Below are 18558 nucleotides of genomic sequence, written 5' to 3'. Positions count from 1 at the left end.
GCCCCGCAATGCCGGATCACCGGTACGGAACGTGCGCGCTCGCCAGTACTGGTTCAATGATCGTGATGACCACGCACCTCTGGCACGGCACCGAGGGTGCGACGGCTACGGGAGCGGGGAGCGGCGGCTGTGCGGGTGCGATGGCGGGATCGTCTGCGGTACTGGTTCGACGGCACGATGGACCGCGGGACGCCCGCGCTCATCGGATGGCTGGCCTTGGCCTCCGTCGCGCTCATCCTGGTGGTCACCTCGCTGGTCATCGCCCTCACCGACAAAGACCAAAATGAGAAGCTGAGCTGGGGTGAGGTCACGTGGATGAGCCTGATGCGGGCCATCGACCCCGGCACCGTGGCCGGCGACACCGGCCGGCCCCTGTTCCTGGGGCTCATGCTCGCCGCGACCATCGGCGGCATCTTCATCGTCAGCTCGCTCATCGGTGTGCTGACCGCCGGCCTGGAGAACCGCATCGCCCAGCTCCGCAAGGGCCGCTCGCGGCTCATCGAGAGCGGGCACACGGTCGTCCTCGGCTGGTCGGAGCAGATCTTCACCGTCATCGAGGAGCTGGTCAAGGCCAACCACGGGCAGCGGCGCTCCTGCGTGGTCGTCCTGGCCGACCGCGACAAGGCGGACATGGACGATGAGATCCGCTCACGGCTGGGCGAGACCGGCCGTACGCGCGTCATCTGCCGGTCGGGCAGCCCTCTGAAGCGTGCCGACCTGGAGCTGGTGAGCCCGGACACCGCCAAGGCGATCCTGGTGCTCCCGCCGCCGAGCCCGGACGCCGACATCGAGGTCATCAAGGCGTTGCTGCTGCTCAACAACCGCGTCTGGCGCGGCGCCCGCCCGCATGTGGTGACGGCCGTGCAGAACTCCGAGAACCTCGCCGCGGCCCGGCTCGCGGGCGGCGAGTCCGCCCTGGTCGTGGACGCCGACGACATCGCGGTGCGTCTGGTCGTCCAGTCGCACCGGCAGGCCGGGCTGTCCACGGTCTGCACCGACCTGCTGGACTTCGCCGGGAACGAGTTCTACATCCGCCCCGAGCCCGCGCTGGTCGGCTCGACGTACGGGCAGGCGCTGCACTCGTACGCGCGCGGCGTCCCGGTCGGGCTGCACAAGAGCGACGGCACGGTGGTCGTCAACCCGCCGATGGAGACCTCGATCGGCGCCCGCGACAGCCTGATCGTGCTGGCGGAGGACGACCTGCTGATCCGGCTGGCCGACTCCCCTCCCCCGGTGGACGAGACGGCGATCGTCTCGGCCCCTGACCAGCGGCCGATGCCCGACTGCACGCTGCTGATCGGCTGGAACACCCGCGCGACGAAGATCATCGACCTGCTGGACCGGCTGGTCGAGCCGGGCTCGGTGGTGGACATCGCCGCGTCGCGCCGGCCCGAGGAGGTCCTCGCCACCGCCCGCCACAACCTGGTCGTCGGGTACAAGCACTGCGAGCCCACCCGCAGGACGTCCCTGGAGTCGCTGGACCTCGGCGGGTACAAGCACATCATCGTGCTGGCGGACGACGGCGCGGGGCCCGGGCAGGCCGACGACCGCACCCTGGTGACGCTGCTGCACCTGCGCGACATCGAGGTGAAGCTCGGCGACCCGTACTCGATCGTCACCGAGATCAACGAGGACGACAACCGCGAGGTCTTCCAGGTCACCAAGGCCGACGACTTCATCGTCAGCACCAAGCTGATCAGCCTGCTGCTCACCCAGCTCGCCGAGAACCGCCACCTCCAGGGCGTGTTCGGGCAGCTCTTCGATCCGGTGGGCTCCGAGATATACCTCAGGCCCGCCTCCGACTACCTCACCCCGGGGGCGAGCGCGGACTTCGCGACCGTGATCGAGGCGGCCCGGCGGCGCGGTCAGACCGCCATCGGCTACCGCACCAAGCACGACAGCGACCAGGCCCCGTCGTACGGCGTCGTCCTCAACCCGCCGCGGACCGAACCCCTGTCCCTGGGCGCGGACGACAACGTGATCGTCCTCGCCGTGGGGTAGCCAGAAGGGCCCCGGCGCGCCGCGGCAACGCCAGGGCCCTCCGGTTCAGGGCGTCAGGAAGGGATCACGGCTTGACGCCGGGCACCCTTCCCAGCGGGACCTTGTCCGCCTCCGGAGCACCACTGCGGTCGTCCAGGCTGACGATGAGCCAGCCCTTCACCGGAGTGGACGCCAGCCGCGCCGGGTCGGCGGTGAGCTGGAGTGTGCTGGACGCGCCCGGCTCCAGCGGCACGTACGCCCCCGTCGAGACGGGCGGGGCGAAGGCGTCGAACGCCGCCGACTCGGTGTCGTCCACCAGCCCCTCAGGGACCTTGGAGAAGGCGCTGACCGAGTAGGTGAAGCGGGAGGCGCCCTCGGCCAGCCCCACCTGGGAGGCGAGGACCGGCATCAGCAGCGTGCCGCCGTTCATCGGGGCCGTGGCGACCCACGTGTCCACCAGCGACCCGTCGGCCTTGAAGACGAACGTGGCGAAGCGGCCGTCGGAGGAGCCCGCGGTCACCCGGCCGTAGTCCGCGCCGACCAGCACGTAGTCGGCCGTCCCGTCCCCGGTGGTGTCGAGCGGGATGTCGAACTCGTTGGCCGAGGCGTTGGACCAGCGGCCGGAGGTGTTGACCGCGAAGATCAGCGTCCGGTCGGTGTCTGCGCCGCCGAGCACCGAACCGGGCAGCGCCTGCGCGCCCGCCGCGCGGACGTCCATCGAGTCCTCGGCCCCGCGCACGTCGCCGGGGTCGGTGATGCCCCAGGCGTAGACGTCGGCGGCGCCGGCGTGCGCCCCCTCGTTCCGCACCTGGACGGACGTCGTCGCCACGCCACCGGTCACGGTGTACTTGGACGGCTGGGAGGCGGTCACCTCGGACTGGGCGTCCGGGACGAGCAGGAACGCGGCCCGCAGCGGGTACACGCCCTCGGCGACCGTGCGCGGCGTCGCGGTGACCGCGCCCTGGATGTGGACGACCGACCCGAAGTTGGACGTCTCGGCGGCGGGCAGCGCGGCCACGGCCTGCGCGGTGAGCGACAGCGTGACCCGCACGTCGCGGCTGCTCTCGCGGCCCACGGTGACCGACGCCGGGGAGACCGCGACCTGCGCGTCGTACGACTGGCCGGTGAACGCGGCGGCCAGGTCGTAGGTGACCGGCGTCTTACCGGTGTTGTGGATGGTGAACGTCTCGCTCTGCCGGTACGCGCCGGTCAGGGACTGGAGGCCGAACGAGAGGTTGCCCCCGCCGTGCCCGGTCTCGCCGAGGACGGTCGCGGCGACCGCCCGGCGGGCGGCGACCACGCCGGAGCCGGCGACCCTGGCCGTGTAGCCGGCGATCTTGGTGGACGCGTCGGCGGTGCTGACGATGGCGGCCTTGATCTGGGCGGGCCTCCAGCGCGGGTGCGCCTGCTTCACGAGCGCGGCGACACCGGCGGTCATCGGGGAGGCCATCGAGGTGCCGGAGATGGTCGCCGGGCCCGAACCGGTGCCGACGCCCGTCGAGACGATGGACACGCCGGGCGCGGTCACGTCGGGCTTCAGCGCGCTCGCGCCGTTGCCGGGACCGCCGGAGGAGAACGAGGCGAGCTTGGCGTAGCCGGGGTTCGGGACGGCCGTCCCGGTCAGCGCGGCGCTCTTGCCGTCCAGCGCGGTGGCCGCCGCGCGGTCGGTGCTCCGGATGCCGAGGAACGGGATGGTGACCGTGTACTGCTCGCCGGTGTCGGGGTCGGAGGTGATCGCGCCCTCGATCGGCGGGAACGCCGAGTCGGTATTGATCATCGCGACCGCGGCGGCGCCGGCCTTCTGCCCGAGGACCGCGCGCTTCACCCGGGCGCACACGCCGCGCAGCGTGACCACGAGCCTGCCCGTGACGCCGCCCGGGTAGGCGGTGTAGTCGGCCAGGTCACAGCCCAGCGACACCGGCCCGGACGGGTAGCTCGTACGCAGCACCGCGATCGGCGGCGCCCCGGAGGGCAGGGCCGCCTCGTTGGAGTTCTGCGCGATGAGCTCCGCGCCGTTCGCCGAGATCTTCACCGCGGGCAGCGTGGCGCGGGCGGCGTCCAGGGCGGCCACCGAGATGGCGGTCGGGGCGACTGCCGGGGCGCCCGTGATGTAGGCGTTCGGCCCGGAGTTGCCCGCCGAGGCGACCACGGTCACGCCCGCGCGGGTCAGCGTCCGCACGGCCTGCGCGCTGGGCTCGTCGGTGCGTCCGAAGGGCGAGCCGAGCGACATGTTGACGACGTTCGCGCCGTCCTTGAGCGCCCGCTCCATGGCGGAGACGATGACGTCCTCGCTCGCCGAGCCCTCGCAGCCGAACACGCGGTAGGCCAGGATCGACGCCTTCGGCGCCACGCCCGGCCCGACCTTGAAGGACTTGGTGTGCGTGGTGGAGTCGTACGGGCCGGCGTAGGTCTTGCCGCTCGCGTCCACGCCGAAGCCGGCCGCGCTGCCCGCCACGTGGGAGCCGTGGCCGTTGCAGTCCAGCGGGTCGGGGTCGGGCTTCGGCACCGAGGTCGGGTCGTTGGAGTCGTAGTCGTCGCCGACGAAGTCGTACCCGCCGATCACCTTCGCGGTCGGGAAGGTGCCCGGCTCGAGGACCGTGCCGTCGTTGCGCTCGAAGTCGGCCGGGTCGCCCGAGCCGCCGAAGTTCGCGTGGGTGTAGTCCACGCCGGTGTCGATGACGGCGACCTTGACGCCCTCGCCGGTCTTGCCGAGGTCCTGCCACACCTGCGGGGCGCCGATGTAGGGGACGCCGGAGGCGTTGTCACGGCTGAAGGTCCGCACCGGGTGCACCGAGACGACCTTGGGGGTCTCCTCGATGGCGGCCAGGCTGCGCGCAGGGATCGTGGCGGCTATGCCGTTGAAGCTGTCGGTGTAGGTCGCGAGGACCTTCCCGCCCTCGTCCTTCACCTTCTGCTCGACGCTCTGCCGCTCGTCGCGCAGCGCGGATCGCAGGGCCGGCTTGTCGACGGACGTGCCCGCGTCCTCGGCGTTGGCCGCCGCGTCGCCGACCGGCGTGCCGGTGACCTGGATGAGCACCTTGAGGGAGCGGGCGGTTTCCAGGACGGCGGGCTTGAAGCCGGTGTAGCTGTACGCGCCGGGCAGGTGCTGGAAGGCGGGTGGGCGGGCGGGTTCCGCGTTCGCCGTGGACGGGATCACCGCCGGCGGGACGGCGACGCTCGCTGATGCGAGTATCGCGCCGAAGAGCAGGCGCCTCTTCACTGATCACCTCATAGGGGGTGGTGGGACATACGTGATCAGAGCGTCGCGTCACCGACGAAGCCGTTCGGCACCACTTTGATAACAAATAGGACACAAGGTCAGTAAGTGTCGAAGTTGCCGGACACCGACGGTCAATTCCGGTCGCTTAGCCGGACACTGCGGTCAATCCGGGCGCGCCGGGCCCCGGTCGCGTCCCGAGACGGCCGGGTCTCCGCACGGCCCGCGCGGTGACCCGGCGCCGTCGGTGCGGCCTGGGCCCCAAGCGGACGGCTGCGCGGCGCGCCGCGCTTCACGATCACCTGCGGCAGGGTCTCCGCCATCGACGTGGTCGCCGACCGCGGCACACTGGAACACATGGACGTCACGTTCTTCGGCGCGTGATTCCGCCCGGATGCCCCGGGCCATATCATTGGGCCCTCTGATCTCGCCGCGATTCATCGGGTCCATATAAGGGGTGGGCGGTGTCCGATGCTCACCTTCCCGGTCCGGACGAACCCTCGCAGATCGGCGGTTACCGGCTGATCCGCCGCCTCGGTGGCGGCGGGCAGGGCAACGTCTACCTCGGCCGGTCCCCGTCGGGCGACGACGTCGCCGTCAAGGTGCTGCACGCCTGGATGTCCGGCGACGCCGACGCGCACAGACGCTTCATGCGCGAGGTCGACGTCGCGCGCCGCGTGGCCCCGTTCTGCACGGCGAAGGTGCTCGACATGGGCATCCAGGGCGACCGCCCGTACATCGTCAGCGAGTACGTCCCCGGCACCTCCCTGGAGCAGCTCGTCCGGACGGCCGGGCCCCGCGCGGGCAGCGGCCTGGAGCGGCTCGCGGTCTCGACGATGAGCGCGCTCGCCGCGATCCACCGCGCGGGCATCGTCCACCGCGACTTCAAACCGAGCAACATCATCCTCGGCCCCGAGGGCCCGGTGGTGATCGACTTCGGCATCTCGCGGGCCCTGGACACCAGCGTGACCCGCACCGGCTCGATCGGCACCCCGCCGTACATGGCGCCCGAGCAGTTCACCCACGAGCACACGGCCGGGCAGAGCGCGGACGTGTTCAGCTGGGCGTGCACGATGGTCTACGCGGCGACGGGCCACCGCGCGTTCCCCGGCGAGACGGTCCCGGCCGTCGTGAACGCGATCCTGTCCCAGGAGCCGGACCTTTCGGGCGTGCCACCGATGCTCCGGTCGCTGCTCGCGGCGTGCCTGGCCAAGAACCCGGACCAGCGCCCGGCCAGCGCCGAGGTGCTGCGCGTCCTGACCGGCGAGAGCCCCGCGCCCTCCCCTGCGTCCTCCTCTGCATCCCCGGAGCCCCCGGTGTCCCCGCCGTGGCCGGCGCCCACCCTGCCCATGCCGCCGGCGGGATCGGCGGCGGGCGGCTGGGGCACGGAACCGGTCACGGACCCCTCCCCCGGTGCTCGCGCCGGCATGGAATCGCCCCAGGGCACCCGACCGGCCGCGGAACCGCCCCACGGCACCGTACCGGTCACGGAACCGTCCTACGGCACCCAGCCGGGCGCGGAACGGCCCCAGGGCCCGGCGCCGGTCACGCGTCCCTCCCCGGGGCCGGTGCCGATCACGCATCCCGCGCCGGAGCCCGCGACCCAGCCCGGGACGCCGGAGCGCCGTGGCCCGATCCCGCGCCGGGCGCTGCTGTCCGCCGGGGCGGGCCTGGCCGTGCTCGGGGCGGCGGCCCTGACCCTGCCCTCCCTCTTACGGGAACGCGACAACGCCAGCGGCCCTGCCGCCGAGTCCACGGTGACCCCGTCCGGCCGGTCCCCCGCGACGACCACACCCGCGACAACCGGGCCCGCGACGAGCGCCCCCGCGACCGGCCCCGCACAGGGCCACCCCTTCGGCACCCCCCTGTACAAAGAGATCACCGAGCACAGCAATGACATCCGGTCGATCGCCGTCGGCACGCTGAACGGCGCCCCCGTCGCGATCTCCGGCGGCGACGACAAGACCGTGCGCGTCTTCGGCCTCGCCGACGGCGGGCAGATCGGCGCCCCCTACACCCAGCACACCGGATGGGTCCGGGCGGTCGCGTTCACCGACCTGGACGGCGCGCCGGTCGCGGTCACCGGCAGCGACGACGACACCGTCCGCGTCTGGGACCTGACCACCAGGAAGGCGGTCGGCTCGCCGTTCCTCGGGCACACCGGCGACGTCAAGGCGGTGGCCGTCGGACGGCTGGACAACCGGCCCATCGCGATCAGCGGCGGGGCCGACCTCACCGTCCGCGTCTGGGATGTGGCCACGGGCAAGGAGGTCCGCCCGGCCATGCGAGGCCACACCGGGACGATCTGGTCGATCGCGTACGGCGAGGTGGACTCCAAGCCGGTGGCCGTCACGGTCGGCGACGACAGGACCGTCCGCGTCTGGGACCTCTCCCGGGGCGCTGAAATCGGCAAGCCGCTCACCGGGCACGGCGACTCGGTCCGGGCGGTCGCGTTCGGCCGGCTGGACGGCACGGCTGTCGCCGTCACCGGGAGCATGGACAAGACCGTGCGCGTGTGGGACCTCGACAAGATGGAGCCGCGCGGCGACCCGCTCACCGGGCACGAGGGGCCGGTGTGGGCGGTCGCCTTCGACGAGGTGGACGGCGTGCCGATCGCCGTCACCGGCGGCGACGACAACACCGTCCGCGTCTGGGACCTACGCGCGGGCAAACCCCTCGGCAAGCCGCTCACCGGGCACCGCGACCGCGTGTGGACGGTCGTGACGGCCCGCGTGGACGGCCTCCCGGTCGCCGTCAGCGGCAGCCGCGACGAGACCGTCCGGGTGTGGAGCCTCGCCCCACCGCTGCCGGGCTCCTGACGGGACGCTCACCAGCCACCCCGCGAGCAGCGAACTCCTGACCCACCCACGCCAGCGCCCCGCAACCAGCAACTCCCACCCCACCGCGGGAAATGACGACGACGGACGTTGTCAGGACTGTTCGGTTTCCAGCACGTCCTTGTCGGTCACGCCGGCCGAGTCGAAGGTGGCCACGTCGCGCAGCGCCCGCGCGGCGCTCTGGACGAGCGGCAGCGCCAGGACCGCGCCGGTGCCCTCGCCGAGTCGCAGGTCGAGGTCGATCAGCGGGCGCAGCCCGAGGTGCCGCAGCGTGGCGGTGTGCCCGGGCTCCTGGGACCGGTGCCCGGCCAGGCATCCCGCGATCGAGTCCGGCGCCAGCGCGGCCGCGACCAGCGCCGACGCGCCGACGATCACCCCGTCCAGGACGACCGGCAGCCGCGCCGCCGCGGCGCCGAGGAAGAAGCCGGCGATCGCGCCGTGCTCGAACCCGCCGACCGCGGCCAGCACGCCGAGCGGGTCGGCCGGGTCGGGCCGGTGCAGGGCCAGCGCGCGGCCGATCACGTCCACCTTGTGCGCCAGCGTCGCGTCGTCGATGCCGGTGCCGCGCCCGGTGACCTCCTCCGGGCCCAGCCCGGTGAACACCGAGATCAGCGCGGCCGAGGCGGTGGTGTTGGCGATGCCCATGTCACCCGCGACCAGGCAGCGGGCGCCGGACGCGGCGAGCTCCCCGGCGACCCTGATGCCCGTCTCGACGGCCTGGCGGGCCTGCTCGGGCGTCATCGCCGGGCCCTGGGTCATGTCCGCGGTGCCGGGCGCGACCTTGTACGGCAGCAGCCCCGGCACGGCCTCGAGGTCGGCGGCCACGCCGATGTCCACGACCGTCACCCGTGCGCCGACCCGCGCGGCGAACGCGTTGACGACCGCGCCGCCGGCCAGGAAGTTGTACACCATCTGCGCCGTGACCTCCTGCGGCCACGGCGTCACTCCCTGGGCGTGCACGCCGTGGTCGGCGGCGAAGACCGCGACCGCGGCGGGCTCGGGCGGCTCGGGCGGGCACGCGCCCGCGAGCCCGGCGAGCTTCACCGAGACGTCCTCCAGGACGCCGAGCGAGCCGCGCGGCTTGGTCATGCGGTCCTGCCGGGCGCGGGCCTCGGCCATCGCGGACTCGTCGAGCGGCCGGATGGCGGCGATCGTTTCCTCTAGCGTGCTCACAGGCTCCTCCTCGGGGTGGTCCGTCAAGCCTGCCACCCCGCGGGCCCGCACGGACGCCGGCGGAACTCGACGGCCTCCTCCTGCCGACTCTCACCAGCTTCGCCGTCGCCGCGCCGGCGCTCGTCGTGCACCGGTTCCGCCGGCCGGCCCTCCTCTTGACCAGCGCGCATACCCGGCGGACGTGTGCGGGGGACGCGCGGGTGTGATCGGGATCTCCCTTCCCGATTTGCCCGCGCGGGTCTCGCCATCCCCGATGGTGATCCAGAATCGTGTGGATCATGTGCCTCACAGGGAGCGGTGTCGGTGTCACCACACGAGCGTGTTCGTTCCGTCCTGGAGACCCAGCTTGTGCAGCGGGCGGTCATCCTGGTCATCGTCGTCAACGCCGTCACGATCGGGTGTGAGACCAGCGTTTACCTGACGGCGCGGATCGGCGGCCTCCTGCACGTCGTGGACCGGATCGCGCTCGGCATCTTCGTCCTCGAACTGGCCGCCCGCCTGTACGCGTACCGGAAGTCGTTCTTCAGGGACCCGTGGAACTGGTTCGACGCCCTGATCGTGACGATCGCGCTCATCCCGGCCTCCGGTCCGACCTCGGTGCTGCGCGCCCTGCGCATCCTGCGCGCCCTGCGCCTGCTGTCGGTGGTCCCGAGCATGCGCCGCGTCGTGAACGCGCTGCTGGCCGCCGTCCCCGGCATGGCGTCGATCATCGGCCTGCTCGTCCTGATGATCTACATCGCGGCGGTGATCGCCACCAAGCTCTTCGGCGACATCGCGCCCGAGCGCTTCGACGAGCTGCCCCGGTCGCTGTTCACCCTTTTCCAGATCATGACGGGCGACGACTGGGGCAGCACGGCGCAGACCGTGATGGAGCAGAAGCCCTGGGCGTGGATCTTCTTCATCGTCTACATCCTGATGTCGACCTTCGTGGCCCTGAACCTGTTCATCGCCGTGGTGGTGAACGCGATGAACGAGGTCGAGCCCTCCCCCGCCGAGACGGCGACCCAGGCCGAGCTCCAGCGCCTCAGGCAGGATCTGGCCTCCGTGAACGCCAAACTCGACCAGCTCCTGACCCAGAGGAACGGCCACCAGCCCCGCTCGCGCACTCCCGTGTGACCTCCCGGGCTCCGCGGCCGCCCGGCGAGCGACCCGGCACCTGGCCGGCCGCCCCGTCCTTGTCCAGGACGGCGATGCCGTCGCCGACGGCCGCGAGCCAGTGCCCGGGGCCGTCTAACGCAGCGTCTCCTCCGCGCGCATGCGGAGGGCGGGCAGTTCGTCGCGGGTGGGGAGACCTTCCCAATCTCCGTCGCAGGCCACGCAGGCCGCGCCCAGCAGGGTCGCTCGTTCGAGCCGGCCGTGCGCGTCGAGCCCGTCGAGCCGTCCGGACAGGTATCCGGCGGTGAACGCATCGCCCGCACCGACGACGTCGACGACCGGCACCGCGACAGCGGGAACGTCCAGCGACGTCCCCGCGTCGTGGTAGCTCGCGCCGGCGGCGCCGCGCTTGATCACCACCTCTTGGACACCGGCGTCCAGGAGGGCGTCCACGCGATCTCGTTCGCCGTCGCCGTCCGCCACGATGGCCAGTTCGTCGTCGGAGGCGATCAGCACGGTGACGTTCGGCAGCAGCGGGCGCAGCGCACGCGCGGCCGCGTCCCGGGTCCAGAGCAGAGAGCGGTGGTTGACGTCGAGGCTGACCCAGGCGCCGGAGTCGCCGGCCTTTTCGGCGGCTGTGGTGACGGCCCGCAGCGGTGCCGGTCCCAGCGCCGCCGTGATGCCGGTCAGGTGCAGGCCGTCGAAGCCGTGATCGGCGGCGGGGCGGACGTCGTCCCAGGTGAGGGTCGAGGCGGCCGAGCGCTTGCGGTAGTAGTGCACCCGCGCGCGGCCACCGGGCGCCACGTCGCGCAGCAGGAGGCCGGTCGGTGCGTCCGCGCGCCGGATGACCGCGTCGGTCAGGACGCCTTCGGCTCGAAGGGTGCGTCGAACGAGTTCGCCCGGTTCGTCGTCTCCCACCGCCCCGGCCCAGCGTGCCGCATGCCCGAGGCGGGCCAGGGCGATGGCGACGTTGGACTCCGCGCCGGCGATGGAGATCCGGGATGCGCCGCCGAGGCGGAGCGGGCCGGCGCAGCGTACGGTGGCCATCGCCTCGCCGATGGTCAGGATCTCGGCTCTCACCGCGGGCCGGCCAGGTCCAGCGCGGTTCTGACGCGACGGCGCAACTCGCCCAGGTCGCCGCCGTTCGCGGCGTCACCGAGCAGCGGCGACCCGAGACCGACCGCTACGGCACCGGCTTCCAGATATTCCTGGACGCTGTCGAGGCCGACCCCGCCGACCGGCACGAACGGCACGGCGGGGAACGGGTCGCGGAGCGCGCGCAGGTAGGGGACGCCTCCGGCGGAGGCGGGAAAGAGCTTCACGGCGGCGGCGCCCTGCTCGACCGCGGCGATGACCTCGGTGGGAGTGAGCGCCCCGGCGAGCACGGGCAGGCCGAGACGGATCGCCTCGGTCATGCCGGCTCCCAGCCCGGGTGTGACGATGAACGTCGCGCCCGCATCCCTGGCCGCCGTGGCGTCCCGCGCGGTCAGGACCGTACCGGCTCCGAGGTGGACGCCTGAGCCCCCCGTGCCGGTTCCCAGCGCGGCGGCGGCCTTCCGGACGACCGTCAGGGCGTCGGCGCCGCTGAGCGAGACCTCCATCATGGTCACGCCCTCTTCCGCGAGCACCTCGATGGCGCGCAGCGCCGCATCGGGATCGCTTCCTCTCACGATGGCCAGCAGCCGCCGCGACCGGAGAAGATCGAGCAGGGGGGTCGTGGGATGTGGTCGCACAGCGGTCACCATTCTGCGAAGGAATGGTCGGGATAGCGCCATACCGGGGAGCGCCAGTGGTGGCCCTTCCGGTCGGCCTCGCGCACTCTGGCCTCGTCGATCTGGATGCCCAGGCCAGGGGCTGTGGGCCGAGAGAGCCGACCGTCGGTGAAGGTGAAGACCGAGGGGTCGACGAGGTAGTCCAGCAGCTCGTTGCCGTCGTGGTAGTGGATGCCGATGCTCTGTTCCTGGATGAGGAAGTTGGGGGTGGCGAACGCCACCTGGAGGCTGGAGGCCAGGGAGATGGGCCCCAGCGGGCAGTGGGGCGCCAGCAGGGCGCCGAACACCTCCGCCTGGGCGGCGATGCGGCGGACCTCCGAGATGCCGCCGGCGTGGGAGAGATCGGGCTGGGCCACGGCGACGCCTGCCTGCAGTGCGGGCATGAAGTCCCACCGTGAGTAGAGACGTTCTCCCAAGGCGATGGGGATGTTCGACGCCTCGACGAGGCTGCGCACCTGGTTCATGGACTCGGGGACGACGGGTTCCTCGACGAACATGGGGGTGAGCGGTTCGAGCAACGTGAGGAGCCGCCGCGCGTTGGGGTAGGACACCCGGCCGTGGAAGTCGATGGCGACGTCACGGCCGGGGCCGAGCACCTCGCGTGCGGCCGCGGCGCGTTCGACGACCGCGTCGAGCTCGCCCGGGCCCGCTATCGGTGACATGCGACCGCTGGCGTTCATCTTCACCGCGGTGAACCCGGCCTCGACCTGGCGCTGGGCCTGCTCCCCGATCTGCCCCGGTTCGTCGCCGCCGATCCAGGCGTACGCGCGGACGTGGTCGCGCACGGGACCGCCCAGCAGTTCGTGCACGGGGACGCCGCGCGCCTTGCCGGCGATGTCCCACAGGGCCTGGTCGAGGCCGGCGACGGCGCTGGCGAGCACGGGCCCACCGCGGTAGAAGCCGCCCTTGGTCATGACCTGCCAGTGGTCTTCGATGCGCAACGGGTCGGCGCCGACGAGCAGTTCGGTGAGCTCGTTGACGGCCGCCCTGACCGAGCCGGCACGCCCTTCGACGACCGGTTCGCCCCAGCCGACGTGTCCCTCGTCGGTCTCGACGCGGCAGAACAGCCATCGTGGCGGGACCAGAAAGGTTTCGATGCGCGTTATCTTCACATGTCTCCCTGAATTGGTGGGCGGCTGTCAGGTTCACTTCCAGCTGCCGGTTCCACGACGCCACGCTCAGGTCGTGCGCGGGCCGCACGTCCACGACGTAGGCGTTGCCGACCAGATGCCGGACCGGGCCAGAGCAATGCAAGAGTGCAGGTCGTGGCTTCCTCGACACGCTCGTCCAGTGAGTCACGCCGGCCGTCCCAGGCGGCCCAACGGCTTGCGCCCTCAAGGATCGTCATGGCGAACTTGACCGCTCGGGCCGGCGATTCGTGCCCCATGTCCGCGGCGGCGGCACGATAGAGGGCCTCATAGAGATCGACCCAGGCGTCGGCCTCCTCCCTCAGGCTCGACGGGAGAAAGCGGGCCATCCGATCCGTTGCCACGAGGAGATCCCAGAGATTGCTCTCAGGGAGTGTGAGCTGTCTGATCACGTGGACCCGCACCATCCGTCGCCAGGCCTCACGAGGATCGGTCACCTCCTTGACATCCTCGACGATGGCCATGCCGAAGCGGTAGAAGTGCCAGCGGAGAGACTCGGCGACGATCTCGTCACGCCCATCCGGAAAGTGCGCGTACAGGCTCGGGGCCTTGACCTTTACCTCTCGTGCGATCATCCGCATCGACACCGAGTTGAAGCCGTGTTCGATGGCGAGCCGGAGGAACGCCTGGAGGATGCCGCGACGCGATGGCGTCTGGTTCGACCAATCGAGCTTAAGCAGGTGTCCCTCGAAATCCTCAAAGGCGTGCCGCCACTCCTGAGTCACGTCATCCTCCGTCCGTCGACCCTCACGAGCACCTCGCCTGCGTTGGCACTCGAAAACGGAGTGGAGGACGCGACACCCCACATCTCCGGCCGGGCCTCCGCCGTGCCCCTTCTGACTACCTTACGTCCGTTAGGCATACAGGGGAGCCCGACGCTCTGTTGCCGGCGCCTGTTTCGGAACCGGCAGAGCTACTAGGGCGCGTTGCTGAAGTGGTGAGGGTGACCCGTGGGCGAGTCTTGTCGGGTAGCTCGCAGTGAGATCTCGGATGAGGCGTGGGTTGTGATCGACCCGTTGTTCCCGATGCCTGATGCGACGGGTCGGCCGCCGGTGGAGCGTCGCGCGGAGGTCGAGGCGACCGCCTGGCGGTATGGAACCGGTGCGCCGTGGCGTGCGGTTCCGGAGCGGTTCGGGAATTGGCACGCACTTGGCATTCTGGGGTCAGCGCGTCTCCGCCGTGATGGGCGTCGCGGGGGTGAGAGCCGGCCCTGACTTCCGCGTCCGCCACCAGACGATCGCGGTGATGACGATCACGGCGATCGTGGGGACGAGCAGATACGGTGAGCCCGCACCGGCCGAGCGGTCCTGCAGTACAGCGCCGAGATCCACTCGCAGGTACGGAGCCACGATGAGGGACGACGTGTTGAGGATGGCGTGGAGCACGACCGCGACCTCGATGCCGCCCGTGCGCCAGGTGATGATGGCCAGCCCCGTCCAGAGCACGAAGTACCACACGATGATGTACGGATCGGTCGAGCCGTGGGCGGCCGTGAACAGCACGCTGGTGATCAGGATTCCGGCGATCAATCCGGCCTTCGGCCCGCGGAACCAGCTTCCGATCACCCGGAAGATCAGTCCGCGCACGCCGTACTCCTCGCCCGCTGCCTGAAGCGGCGTCAGCAGGAGCGTGGCGAGGAAGAACGCGATGAGGTCGGCCCGCGACCACGCCCCCTCCTGCTGCGGCGCGATGGCGCCCAGCACATTCACGACCAGCCACGCGGGGCCGAACACGAGGAGCGCCTTGCCGAACAGGTCGAACCGGAATCGCGCCGTCACCGAGTGCAGTGAGGCTCCGGGCACGCCGTAGAGCCATCGCTGGATGAGCATGCTCCACGGCACCAGGAGGGCGAGCGAGATCATCGAACCGGCGTGAAAGAGCGGCGTGTAGTCGGTGCCGCCCAGGATCGGAGGAGTGTGGCCCATCTGCACGTCGATGGGCGCGAGAGCACGACCGATGACCGTGGGGAAGATGACGAAACCCGCCGCAAGGAGCACGATTGCGAGGATGCCGCGACCGATCCGGCGCTTGTCGCCGGCGAGGACACGGTGGTACTCCACGCCGGCCGGGACCATTGGCGGGTTCTTGGCCTCGCCCGGGCTGAGCAGCCAGTTCTGCGTGGTCGTCATTGTCATGGGTTCCTCCATTGGTGGTGTGGTCAGTTCCCCGCCCTGTCCAGCAGGGGGTTGTAGCGCAGCCGCAGCGAGCGCTCCACGCTGGCCAGCACCGCCGCAAGACCGAGGGCGATGTTGAGCCAGAGCGGCAGGTGGATGGGCGACTCGAAGATCCCGGCCCTCTCCGCGATCGGGGGGATCCGCGAAAGCGGTTCGGCGATCTGCAGCAGGTTCAGCCCTACGCCCACCAGGAGCGTCAGCACCGAGAACACACCGATCGAGCGGCTCAGCGCGGGGTGCTCGCCATCGAGGCGGGCGCGGCGCCCCTCGGCGGACTTCGGATCGGGAGTCAGCTGGTGCTCCGCACCCGCACGCGTGACGTAGTGACAGCGGCGGATCCCGTAGGCGCTCATCGCGACCTCGATGGCACCGCCCTCGACGGGGAACATCGCCGGGAGCTTGGATTCGAAGCGGTGCGCGCCGTCCACGTAGAGGTGCGCCCTGACCTTCTCCCTGTCCATGTTGGCTCCGTGCCGGACGTCGACGGCGTACTCCGTCTGGCGATCATCACCCGAAGACACCGAGAGCCAGAACAGTGCGCGGACTGGGAGCTGCCACCAACGGAAAGGCTGCAATGACCGCCCATCCCCGTCCTTGATGCGCGTGGACGCCCGCCACCGCCGCCAGCCGTCGATCACGTTTCCCCTCTCTACGCCGACTCTCGCAGCACTATTACAGTGTGCTAGTCGTAACGCTAGCACGGCGTGTTAGTAGGATCGAATGGTGGCGCAAGACGAAGATCACATCAGCTCGCGAGAGAAGGTCATCGCCGCCGCGGCGGCGATGCTCGCCGAGGACGCCGGCGCAACGCTGAGCGTCCGGGCCGTGGCGGCACGGGCCGGAGTCAGCACCGGCTCACTCAGATTCCATTTCCCCACCCAGCGCGAGCTCCAGGACACCGTGCTCGCGAGGATCTACGGCCACTTCTTCCCGGACGACCCGATCCACGACCGTTCCCTGCCCCCCCGAGACCGGCTGGTGAACTGTCTTCGTCAGGTACTCGCCCCGGCCGGCGTGGGACAGCAGGCGCGAGAGGGGTGGAGCCAGGTGTACCAGACCTATCTCGCCGCGGAGCCCACCGAGGATGCGCGCGCCGCGTACCTCGCGATAACACGGGAAGGGCGGCGCCGTATCGAGCACTGGCTCGCAGTGCTCGCCGACGACGGCGCCCTACCCCGAGACGACCATGCACGGCACGTGAGACTCCTGCTCACCGTGCTGGACGGCCTCTCCGTCGCGCGTGCTCTCCCTGCCGAGGAGTCGATCCTGAAGTCCGAGACCGAGACCCTGTACCTGGCGGTCGATTGCGTCCTCGGCACTGCGCCGACCAGGTGAGCCCGCCGACCCACCGCCCCGGAGGATGCGGAGGACATCGAGGGGAGTGTCGTTTTCGCGGGATCGCCTGCGGACTCAGCGCCCGAGGAGGCCGGGGAGCGCGTTCATCACGATGTAGGTCGAGTTGAAGACGACGTGCATCACCACGCCGGGCCAAATCGATCGACTGTAGCGGAACAGCAGTGCGTTGCAGACGCCGACGATGAGCGCGTTCACGATCACCGCGTTGATCCCGTGGGCGAGTGCGAAGATCACCGCGCTGCCGAGGACGCTCACGACCGTGCCCCAGCGCTGCAGAACATTGGCGACGACACCACGGTAGAGCAGCTCCTCGCCGAGCGGGGTGAGGATGCCGCCGAGCAGGATCCCGCCGATGAGTGCCACAACACCGGCGCCTCCGGCCGCCCGATAGTCCGACTGGACGGATTCGGATCCCGGGAACAGCTGCGCGAGCGGCTCGGAGATCGCGTACGTGAGCGCGACACAGCCGGCGGCGATCCCGATCGCAGCGAGGATCCACCACAGCTTGGTGCGTCGCAATCCGAACACTCGGACATCGCGGATGCGCAGCAGGACCGCGGCAATGAAGGCACCGAGCGGCGCGAGGCCGCCGAGCGCGTACTGCCCGAAGCCCGCGGCAACCGGATCGGCGTTCGGCATCGCGACCAACAGCAGGAGCGCGCCGCCCACGAGCAGCACGACCGCCGCGGCTGCGGCGACACCCAGCTCCGGCCACCCGGGGCGGGAGGGTGTGGCGCGCTCGGGGTACGGCCTCGAGGCGACCGGGCTCGAGGTGAGGTCGTCGTTCATCGTGTCTCTTTACTGTTCGCTCGTCGAGGGCGGACACCGAAAGCCTGTCGTCTGCCCCAAGGGCGCAGTCAATTGAGCCTGCGGAGCTAGACCCAGGAGCAGGCCCTGCGTCAGGATGGACGCGCAGATGTATCGAGGAAGGCGCCGATGGCCTGGAGCACGCGTCAGCTCGCGCGCCTGGCGGGCACCACCGAGAAAGCGGTGCGGTACTACCACGGCATCGGCCTGCTCAGCGAACCTGACCGTGATCCGAATGGCTACAAGCGTTATGAAGTCGCGCACCTCATCCGCCTGATCCAGATCGTCCGGCTCGTTGATCTCTGCGTGCCCCTCTCGCAGATCCCGGCCGCCGACGACGTCGACGATCCGGAGGCCTCGGTGCGTGCATTGGACGCGGAACTGGCGTCGGGCATCGAGCGGATGCAGCGCATCCGTTCGGAGCTGGCAGCCATCCTGCATCACCGTGTCCCGTGGGACGTCCCTCAGGGCTTCGCGGAGGTCGTAAAACCGCTCAGCGCTGCTGATCGCGGCGTCATCACGGTGGTCTCGGGCATGCTCGACGCCGACGTGCTCGGCGACATCAAGCAACTGGTCGCCGAACGCGATCCCACCGACGATGAGCTCGACGCGATCCCCGACGACGCGTCGGACGCTGATATCGAGCGACTCGCACAGCGGATGGCACCTGTCATCCGTGACTACTGGCGACGCTTCCCCGCCGTCGCCGATGCGGCAGCGCACGCCTGCGTCCCAGCGCCCGTCGCACAAGAGGCGATCGATACCGCGTTCGCGCAGCTCTACCGACCCGTACAGCTCCGAGTCCTGCTGCTCGCCAACGAAATACTGCAGTCCCCACGTTCGCGCGACTGAGGTAGTTGCCACCGGAAGCGCCCAGCAGGCAAATCCTGAAAGGCGGCTCCTACGAACACAACACGTTCTTCAGATCTGCACTTGACCTCGCCGACGGGCCCTGACCGAACCGAGACTCGACGAGGACCAGCCGCAGGTCGATGCAAC

At 70.8% G+C, this 18558-nt stretch carries 14 protein-coding genes and 1 pseudogene; 6 read left to right on the top strand and 9 right to left on the bottom strand.

Annotated features, from left to right (window positions below; all coding sequences use genetic code 11):
- Positions 1–129 precede the first annotated feature (129 nt).
- Positions 130–2001, top strand: a complete 1872-nt coding sequence (locus tag AB0H21_RS05885; protein ID WP_358512357.1) for a potassium transporter TrkA — start codon at positions 130–132, stop codon at positions 1999–2001.
- 64 nt (positions 2002–2065) lie between these two features.
- On the opposite strand, the gene AB0H21_RS05880 is transcribed toward AB0H21_RS05885, so the two are convergent.
- Complete coding sequence (locus AB0H21_RS05880; RefSeq protein ID WP_358512354.1) at positions 2066–5200, bottom strand: S8 family serine peptidase; 3135 nt, start codon at positions 5198–5200, stop codon at positions 2066–2068.
- A gap of 461 nt (positions 5201–5661) precedes the next feature.
- Here AB0H21_RS05880 and AB0H21_RS05875 point away from each other — a divergent pair, with 461 nt between their 5' ends.
- Positions 5662–8016: a protein kinase gene (locus AB0H21_RS05875; protein ID WP_358512351.1), complete on the top strand. Its 2355-nt coding sequence runs from the start codon at positions 5662–5664 to the stop codon at positions 8014–8016.
- A 111-nt stretch (positions 8017–8127) separates the two neighbouring features.
- Here AB0H21_RS05875 and cobT read toward each other — a convergent pair.
- Positions 8128–9222 (bottom strand): annotated as a pseudogene (cobT, locus tag AB0H21_RS05870) (nicotinate-nucleotide--dimethylbenzimidazole phosphoribosyltransferase); the annotation flags it as partial.
- A gap of 288 nt (positions 9223–9510) precedes the next feature.
- On the opposite strand from cobT, the gene AB0H21_RS05865 reads away from it, so the two are divergent.
- Positions 9511–10323: an ion transporter gene (locus AB0H21_RS05865; RefSeq protein ID WP_358512348.1), complete on the top strand. Its 813-nt coding sequence runs from the start codon at positions 9511–9513 to the stop codon at positions 10321–10323.
- 114 nt (positions 10324–10437) lie between these two features.
- Here AB0H21_RS05865 and AB0H21_RS05860 read toward each other — a convergent pair whose 3' ends face one another.
- Genes AB0H21_RS05860 through AB0H21_RS05845 form a run of 4 tightly spaced genes read right to left on the bottom strand, consistent with a single transcriptional unit; the run spans position 10438 to position 13947 of the window.
- Positions 10438–11382 (bottom strand): sugar kinase, encoded by a 945-nt coding sequence (locus tag AB0H21_RS05860; RefSeq protein WP_358512345.1) that lies wholly within the window; start codon positions 11380–11382, stop codon positions 10438–10440.
- Positions 11379–12035 carry a bifunctional 4-hydroxy-2-oxoglutarate aldolase/2-dehydro-3-deoxy-phosphogluconate aldolase gene (locus AB0H21_RS05855; RefSeq protein ID WP_358512342.1) on the bottom strand — a complete coding sequence of 219 codons (657 nt, stop codon included), beginning with the start codon at positions 12033–12035 and terminating at the stop codon, positions 11379–11381. The genes AB0H21_RS05860 and AB0H21_RS05855 overlap by 4 nt, the downstream gene beginning before the upstream one ends.
- A 5-nt stretch (positions 12036–12040) precedes the next feature.
- Entirely contained in the window at positions 12041–13186 is a 1146-nt protein-coding gene (gene dgoD / locus AB0H21_RS05850) for a galactonate dehydratase (RefSeq protein WP_358512339.1), read from the bottom strand.
- On the bottom strand, positions 13183–13947 hold the full coding sequence (locus tag AB0H21_RS05845; protein ID WP_358512336.1) for a TetR/AcrR family transcriptional regulator: 765 nt from the start codon (positions 13945–13947) through the stop codon (positions 13183–13185). Before AB0H21_RS05845 ends, dgoD begins: the two co-directional genes overlap by 4 nt.
- A 225-nt stretch (positions 13948–14172) precedes the next feature.
- On the opposite strand from AB0H21_RS05845, the gene AB0H21_RS05840 reads away from it, so the two are divergent.
- Complete coding sequence (locus AB0H21_RS05840) at positions 14173–14436, top strand: transposase (RefSeq protein ID WP_358512333.1); 264 nt, start codon at positions 14173–14175, stop codon at positions 14434–14436.
- Here AB0H21_RS05840 and AB0H21_RS05835 read toward each other — a convergent pair.
- Positions 14386–15357: a CPBP family intramembrane glutamic endopeptidase gene (locus tag AB0H21_RS05835; RefSeq protein WP_358512330.1), complete on the bottom strand. Its 972-nt coding sequence runs from the start codon at positions 15355–15357 to the stop codon at positions 14386–14388. The genes AB0H21_RS05840 and AB0H21_RS05835 overlap by 51 nt on opposite strands.
- Positions 15358–15380: 23 nt before the next feature.
- Positions 15381–15857: a hypothetical protein gene (locus AB0H21_RS05830; protein WP_358512327.1), complete on the bottom strand. Its 477-nt coding sequence runs from the start codon at positions 15855–15857 to the stop codon at positions 15381–15383.
- A gap of 262 nt (positions 15858–16119) precedes the next feature.
- Here AB0H21_RS05830 and AB0H21_RS05825 point away from each other — a divergent pair, with 262 nt between their 5' ends.
- Positions 16120–16731 (top strand): TetR/AcrR family transcriptional regulator, encoded by a 612-nt coding sequence (locus tag AB0H21_RS05825; RefSeq protein WP_358512324.1) that lies wholly within the window; start codon positions 16120–16122, stop codon positions 16729–16731.
- A gap of 75 nt (positions 16732–16806) precedes the next feature.
- Here AB0H21_RS05825 and AB0H21_RS05820 read toward each other — a convergent pair whose 3' ends face one another.
- Positions 16807–17541, bottom strand: coding sequence for a type II CAAX endopeptidase family protein (locus AB0H21_RS05820; RefSeq protein ID WP_358512319.1), 735 nt, complete (start codon positions 17539–17541; stop codon positions 16807–16809).
- Between the two features lie 147 nt (positions 17542–17688).
- Between AB0H21_RS05820 and AB0H21_RS05815 the strand changes: the two genes are divergently transcribed.
- The gene (locus tag AB0H21_RS05815) at positions 17689–18411 is read left to right on the top strand and encodes a MerR family transcriptional regulator (RefSeq protein WP_358512316.1); all 723 of its coding nucleotides are present in this window, start codon (positions 17689–17691) and stop codon (positions 18409–18411) included.
- Positions 18412–18558 lie beyond the last annotated feature (147 nt).

It is taken from the genome of Sphaerisporangium sp. NPDC051011, from assembly GCF_040653595.1.
GTDB lineage: Bacteria > Actinomycetota > Actinomycetes > Streptosporangiales > Streptosporangiaceae > Sphaerisporangium.
The sequence above is the reverse complement of the archived record's forward strand: the minus strand, read 5'-3'. Positions and strand labels throughout refer to the sequence as shown.

Coding starts and splice junctions, on each gene's coding strand:
- AB0H21_RS05835 (WP_358512330.1), bottom strand. CDS start 15,357: ATGACAATGACGACCACGCAGAACTGGCTGCTCAGCCCGGGCGAGGCC.
- AB0H21_RS05830 (WP_358512327.1), bottom strand. CDS start 15,857: ATGGACAGGGAGAAGGTCAGGGCGCACCTCTACGTGGACGGCGCGCAC.
- AB0H21_RS05820 (WP_358512319.1), bottom strand. CDS start 17,541: ATGAACGACGACCTCACCTCGAGCCCGGTCGCCTCGAGGCCGTACCCC.
- AB0H21_RS05815 (WP_358512316.1), top strand. CDS start 17,689: ATGGCCTGGAGCACGCGTCAGCTCGCGCGCCTGGCGGGCACCACCGAG.